Genomic DNA, 5,779 nt, shown 5'->3' with positions numbered 1-5,779 from the left:
GCTTTGATCCGGTTTGACCGACGACGAAAGGGCGCCCGCGCTTGATGAAGCGCTGACTGGCGAATGCTGCCGTTTGCAGCAAACCTTTCCTCCCTATCGGAACGCAAAGACCATGAGCCTTGCCGACGTGAAATACCTGCCGGAAACCCCGGCGCATGACCTCCAGATCGAAGCGATCAACGACGAAGCCTTCGGGCCCGGCCGTTTCGTGCTGGCCGCCTACAAGATCCGCGAGGCCGGCGGGCACGAACGCTCGCTGTCGTTCGTCGCCGTCGACGGCGACCTCGTCGTCGCCTCGGTGCGCATGACCCGCATCGCCGCCGGTGCCGGCCGCGCATTGATGCTTGGGCCGCTTGCGGTGCGGCCAGCCTTCAAGAACCTCGGCATCGGCCGTCGGCTGGTTGCGATCGCGCTGGAGGCGGCCGCCAAGGCCGGCGCGCCCGCCGTGATGCTGGTTGGTGACGAGCCCTACTACGGACCGCTCGGTTTCAAGCGCATTCCGCGCGGCCAGATATCGATGCCGCGCCCCGTCGATCTTGACCGGCTGCTGTCGCACGAGATCGCGCCGGGCGCGGTCGCCAGGCTTTCGGGCGAGGTCTGCCACGCCGATCAGGCCAGGGTTGGCGACCATATCGCAGCGATGGCTTGACCTTCCCGGTCGATCTGGCGCCTGATCCGTCCCACTGTCCCTAAGATTAAAAGGATGTCGGCATGAACCCGAATGGCCAGATCGCGATCATTACCGGCGGCGGCTCCGGTCTTGGCGAGGCTACGGCGCGCGCGCTGGCCGCCAAAGGCGCCCGCGTCGCCATCTTCGATGTCGGTATCGATCGCGCGGCGAAGGTCGCGGCCGAGATCGGCGGTATTGCCGTCCAGTGCGACGTTAGCAACGCCCATAGTGGGACTGCCGCTCTTGCCGAGGTCGCGGCCAAGCTTGGCGAGCCGCGTATCCTGATCAATTGCGCCGGCATCGCCATCGGCGTGAAGACGATCGGCAAGGATGGTCCGCATCCGCTCGATCAGTACCGCAAGGTGATCGAGGTCAATCTGATCGGCACGTTCAACATGATCCGCCTCGTCGCGGACCGCGCCGCGAAGCTCGACCCGCTGCAAGGCGGCGAGCGTGGCGTCATCGTCAACACCGCCTCTGTCGCCGCCTATGACGGCCAGATCGGCCAGGCCGCCTATGCAGCCTCCAAGGGCGGCGTCGTCGGCATGACACTGCCGGTGGCGCGCGATCTCGCCCGTTCCGGCATCCGCGTCTGCACCATCGCGCCCGGCATCTTCAAGACGCCGATGATGGCCGGCATGCCGCAAGATGTGCAGGATTCGTTGGGCGCCGCCGTGCCCTTCCCGTCCCGCTTGGGCGAGCCATCCGAATATGCGGCGCTTGCGCTGCATATCATCGAAAACCAGATGTTGAATGGCGAGACCATTCGTCTCGACGGCGCCATTCGCATGGCTCCGAAATAGCCGGTCGTGAGCGCCGGTCTGTCAACTGCCGGGAAGACCGGTCCACTTGCCGGACTGAAGGTGATCGAGATGGCCGGGCTTGGTCCCGTGCCGCTGGCCGGCCTGATGCTGTCGGAGATGGGCGCCGAAGTGCTGCGCGTCGAACGGGCGGGGACGACCCGGCCTCTCCCGTCGATGTCGGATGAATACAACATCGACCGTCACGGCCGCGCCATCCTGCACCTCGACTTGAAACGCCGGGAAGGCACCGATCTGATGCTGCGCCTTGCCGAAAGGGCGGACATGTTGCTCGAAGGGTTTCGCCCCGGTGTCATGGAGCGGCTGGCGCTCGGTCCGGAAGCGGTACTGGCGCACAATCCGGCGCTGATCTACGGCCGCATGACCGGCTTCGGCCAGGACGGGCCGCTCGCGGGCCGCGCCGGCCATGACATCACCTACCTTGCTTATTCGGGCCTGCTGCACGCAGTTGGCCACGCCGGCGGCCGTCCTGTCCCGCCGCTCAACCTCGTCGCCGACTACGCTGGCGGCGCCATGATGCTGGTTGCCGGCGTGCTCGCCGCCCTTTTCCAACGTTCGCGCACGGGCAAGGGCGAGGTCATCGACGCCGCGATGGTCGAAGGCGCCTCGATGCTGGCGGCACCCCTGCATGCGCTCATGGCGGCCGGCTTGTGGAGCGACAGGCGCGGCGCGAACCTGCTCGATTCCGGCGCCCCTTTCTACGACACCTATGAGACATCAGACGGACACCATGTCGCCATCGGCTGCCTCGAGCCGCAATTCTTCGCCGAATTCGCCAGGCTGCTGCCGCTCGACGAGCGCTTTTCACGCGGCCAGTACGACAAGGCACTGTGGCCACCGATGCGCGCCGCCATTGCCGACCGGGTCCGGCAGAAATCGCGTGACGACTGGGACCGGCTGTTTGCCGAAACCGATGCCTGCGTTGCCCCCGTCCTGTCGCTGCAGGAGGCGAAGCATCACCCACACAATCGGGCGCGCAATGCCTTTGTAGCGGCGGATGGATTTGAGCGCCCGGCCCCGGCGCCGCGTTTCTCCGGCTCGCGGCCGACAGTTGCGACCAAGCCCGCCGACAATGATCTCGTCCCGTCGACAGTGCTTGAACGTTTCGGGTTTTCGAAAAACGAGATTGACGACCTTGTCGAATCCGGTTTGTTTGACAGATAAGCGGAGAAGGAAGATCAACTTATTGTGGTGATGCCTTTGGACGAGCCGAAGAAGGACGTAATCCGCGAGACGGATGCCGAGGCGGTCCGACTGGCCAAGACACTTTTGCGCAGCGCCCGCTTTGGTGCGCTGGCGGTGATCGAACCACAGACAGGTTCGCCGCTGGCCAGCAGGGTCGGCGTGGCCACCGACATCGACGGCGCGCCGCTGATCCTGGTGTCGATGCTCTCGGCGCACACCGGCGCGCTGCTTGCCGATGCGCGCTGTTGCCTGTTGCTTGGCGAACCCGGCAAGGGCGACCCGCTGGCGCACCCGCGCCTGTCACTGGTCTGCCAGGCGAAACGGCGTGAGCGCGGATCGAGCGAGCACGCCCGTTGCGAGCGTCGTTATCTCAACCGCAATCCCAAGGCGAAACTCTACGCCGGTCTCGGCGACTTTTCGATCTTCCGCCTCGAGCCGCAACGCGCCAGCCTCAACGGCGGCTTCGGCAAGGCCTATCAGCTCGATCGACCGGGTCTGCTCACCAGCGGACCGATCGTCGAGGAACTTGCGGCGACTGAACAATCCGCCATCGACCATATGAACGCCGACCATCTCGACGCGATTGCCGTTTATGCACAGCATTTCGCGAAAGTGTCCGGCAACGGCTGGATTATTGCCGGATTCGATGCCGATGGTATGGATCTGGTGTCGGGTGACGATGTTTCCCGGGTTTTCTTCCCGAAAACTTTGCAGGCGGCACGCGAATTGCGGCCTGTTCTGGTCGAAATGGCCAGAAACGGACGGGCCGCGGCCGACACGGAGACTGGGCTTAATTACATTAGATAAAAAGCAACACTTGAGATTTGAACGAAATGCTCTACCTTTTGTCAGTGACGCTGAATCGCAGCGGCTATACGCAACTGAGTTTATGGAATCAGATGCCATTGCCCCCATGGCGTCAGGATGATCAAAAAGCATGGGGGATCGATGGTCTCGTCTAAGCTAATCGCAAATGCCGGATTGGCAGCCGAATTTCTCATGCTGATGGGCAATGAGAAACGGCTGTTGATCATGAGCCATCTGATCGACGGTGAAATGTCGGTCGGCTCCATCGCCGAAAAGGTGATGCTCAGCCAATCCGYCCTGTCGCAGCATCTGGCCAAGTTGCGGGCGCTGGACCTCGTCGAAACCCGTCGCGATCGGCAGATGATCTACTACTCCTGCAAATCCGATGCCGTGCGCGAACTGCTCGGCATGCTGGACGGCATTTTCGGCAGCGGCAAGGAGGACCTCTCCCAGATGGCGCACCGTTTGCGCCGCGCCGGAACCTGACCGTCCTGTAGCCACTTACCTCGCAACGCTTTCAGGGCGATGTGCGTCCATCCGGGCGCACAGGGGTGGCTGATCGTCCTGAATTGTCGCATCGTGGTTCCCAGCCGACGGTGAGCGCCGGCAATCCGTGCGGATTTTCGGGCGGCTGCGGTGACCACGAGGAACGCATGGATCCCATTCGCATCGTCGACCCGCAAGACCTGCGCGTTGCCGCCTACCTCGATATCCGCGAGCGAGACCTCGCCGGCCGGCAAGGTCGCTTCGTCGCCGAAGGCAAGGTGGTGCTCGACCTGCTGCTCTCGTCTGGGCGTTTTGGCGCCGAATCGGTGCTTGTCCTGGAAAACCGGCTGGCCGGCCTCGAAGGCATCCTGAGCAAGGCGCCGGCGGACCTGCCGGTCTATGTCGCCACCGGTGCGGTGATGGATGCAATCGCCGGGTTTCATATGCATCGCGGCATCCTGGCCATCGGTCGCAAGGGGACACCGCAATCCGCCGAGGCCTTGCTCGATGCCTTGCCGGCCCAGAGGCTGATCGTGGTGCTTGTCGGCATCGCCAACCACGACAATATGGGTTCAATCTTCCGCAACGCCGCCGCCTTTGGCGCCGATGCGGTCCTCATGGATGCGACATGCTGCGATCCGCTCTACCGCAAGGCGATCCGGGTTTCCGTCGGTGCCGCGCTCAAAATTCCCTTCGCGTCGTTCACCGACGCCGCCGGCTTCACGGCAACGCTTGACCGCCGCGGCTATGGCCAGTTTGCGCTGTCGCCGAGCGGGCAGACCGACATTCGCGATGCGCCGCGGCGCGAGCGCCTTGCGCTTTATCTCGGCACCGAGGGTGAAGGCCTGCCCGCAAGCCTGCTCGCGCGCTTGCAGACGGTACGGATCACCATGTCGGAGGGCTTCGACAGCCTGAACGTCGCGGCGGCGTCAGCCATCGCGCTGCATCATTTCTCGGCAAACAGGAACTGATTTCAGCTTGCTGCGTCCGCGTCCTGCAGCGCCCGCACGCGATCTGCAAGGCTGCGCTCACCATTGCCGGAGCGTGCATCCGAGGGTACTGCCAATGCCTTGGCGATCGGCGAATCAGGTCCCTCGAGCTTGGCCGTCAGGTGGACGACCTCCGCTGCCAGTTCGTTCATCTGCTCGCGCAAGGCGGAGCTGCCATCCGCGGGATTGGACACGACCAGCGCGGTCAAATCCGCCTTCAGCTGCTTGTTCTCGCGCGCCAGCACCGTCAGCCTCGCCTCGAGCCGCTCACGGTCGCTGTCGAGCTTGGCGATAGCCTTGTCGACGTCATCGCTCTTGGCGACATCGCCGGCCCTGCCGACCAGGCGCAGAGCCGGCGTGGTATCCTCGGCTTTCGACTTTTCTCGCAGCCGCGCCAGTTCCTTTTCGCGGCGGTCGAGCTTGTCCTCGCGATCGGCAAGAGTGGCCAGCAGCCGTTCGACCTTCCTGTCGAGGTCGGCGGTCTTTTTCTTCTCGGCTTTCACGGCATCGCGTGCAGCCTTGCTTTCGGCCGCGATCTCCTGGCCGCGCCTGTCCGCCTCCTTGCGCTGGCCGCGCAGCAACGCAATGTCGCTCGCAAGTTTCTGCATCTCGGATTCGCGCGCCACGAGTTCGATCTGTCGGCTGCTGGAGGAGAAGCTGGCGTCGTCATACATGCTCTCCAGCTTTTCAAGCTCGAGCGCGCGCTTCTCCAGCTTGCGTTCAGTTTCCTTGAGCCGGTCCGACAGACGGTGCAACTCGTCCTCCCGCTGCCGCAGCATTTCGCTCGTGGCCCCCAGTTCGCTCAGTACCTGGTTCTTCTC

At 64.0% G+C, this 5,779-nt stretch carries 7 protein-coding genes; 6 read left to right on the top strand and 1 reads right to left on the bottom strand.

The genetic code is table 11. From position 1 onward, the window contains the following. Positions 1-112 precede the first annotated feature (112 nt). The 6 genes from ACXJ7R_RS23300 to ACXJ7R_RS23275 all read left to right on the top strand — a co-directional run bounded on the left by ACXJ7R_RS23300 (position 113) and on the right by ACXJ7R_RS23275 (position 4,940). A complete protein-coding gene (locus ACXJ7R_RS23300) occupies positions 113-649 on the top strand; it encodes a GNAT family N-acetyltransferase (protein WP_095091689.1) in 537 nt (178 codons plus the stop codon). A 62-nt stretch (positions 650-711) separates the two neighbouring features. Next, complete coding sequence (locus ACXJ7R_RS23295) at positions 712-1,473, top strand: 3-hydroxyacyl-CoA dehydrogenase (protein ID WP_457153895.1); 762 nt, start codon at positions 712-714, stop codon at positions 1,471-1,473. A 6-nt stretch (positions 1,474-1,479) separates the two neighbouring features. After that, positions 1,480-2,655, top strand: a complete 1,176-nt coding sequence (locus ACXJ7R_RS23290; RefSeq protein ID WP_457153894.1) for a CaiB/BaiF CoA transferase family protein — start codon at positions 1,480-1,482, stop codon at positions 2,653-2,655. A gap of 30 nt (positions 2,656-2,685) precedes the next feature. Next, the gene (locus ACXJ7R_RS23285) at positions 2,686-3,483 is read left to right on the top strand and encodes a HugZ family pyridoxamine 5'-phosphate oxidase (RefSeq protein ID WP_457153897.1); all 798 of its coding nucleotides are present in this window, start codon (positions 2,686-2,688) and stop codon (positions 3,481-3,483) included. A gap of 141 nt (positions 3,484-3,624) precedes the next feature. Beyond that, entirely contained in the window at positions 3,625-3,969 is a 345-nt protein-coding gene (locus tag ACXJ7R_RS23280) for an ArsR/SmtB family transcription factor (protein WP_457153896.1), read from the top strand. A 167-nt stretch (positions 3,970-4,136) separates the two neighbouring features. Continuing rightward, on the top strand, positions 4,137-4,940 hold the full coding sequence (locus tag ACXJ7R_RS23275) for a TrmH family RNA methyltransferase (RefSeq protein WP_457153893.1): 804 nt from the start codon (positions 4,137-4,139) through the stop codon (positions 4,938-4,940). Between the two features lie 2 nt (positions 4,941-4,942). On the opposite strand, the gene ACXJ7R_RS23270 is transcribed toward ACXJ7R_RS23275, so the two are convergent. Next, positions 4,943-5,779, bottom strand: an 837-nt coding sequence (locus ACXJ7R_RS23270; protein WP_457153892.1) for a hypothetical protein, incomplete at its 5' end; no start/stop codon positions are given.

The sequence above is a fragment of the Mesorhizobium sp. P5_C1 genome, from assembly GCF_054049815.1.
Note: the sequence above shows the minus strand (reverse complement) of the source record. Positions and strands in the feature narration are given on the sequence as shown.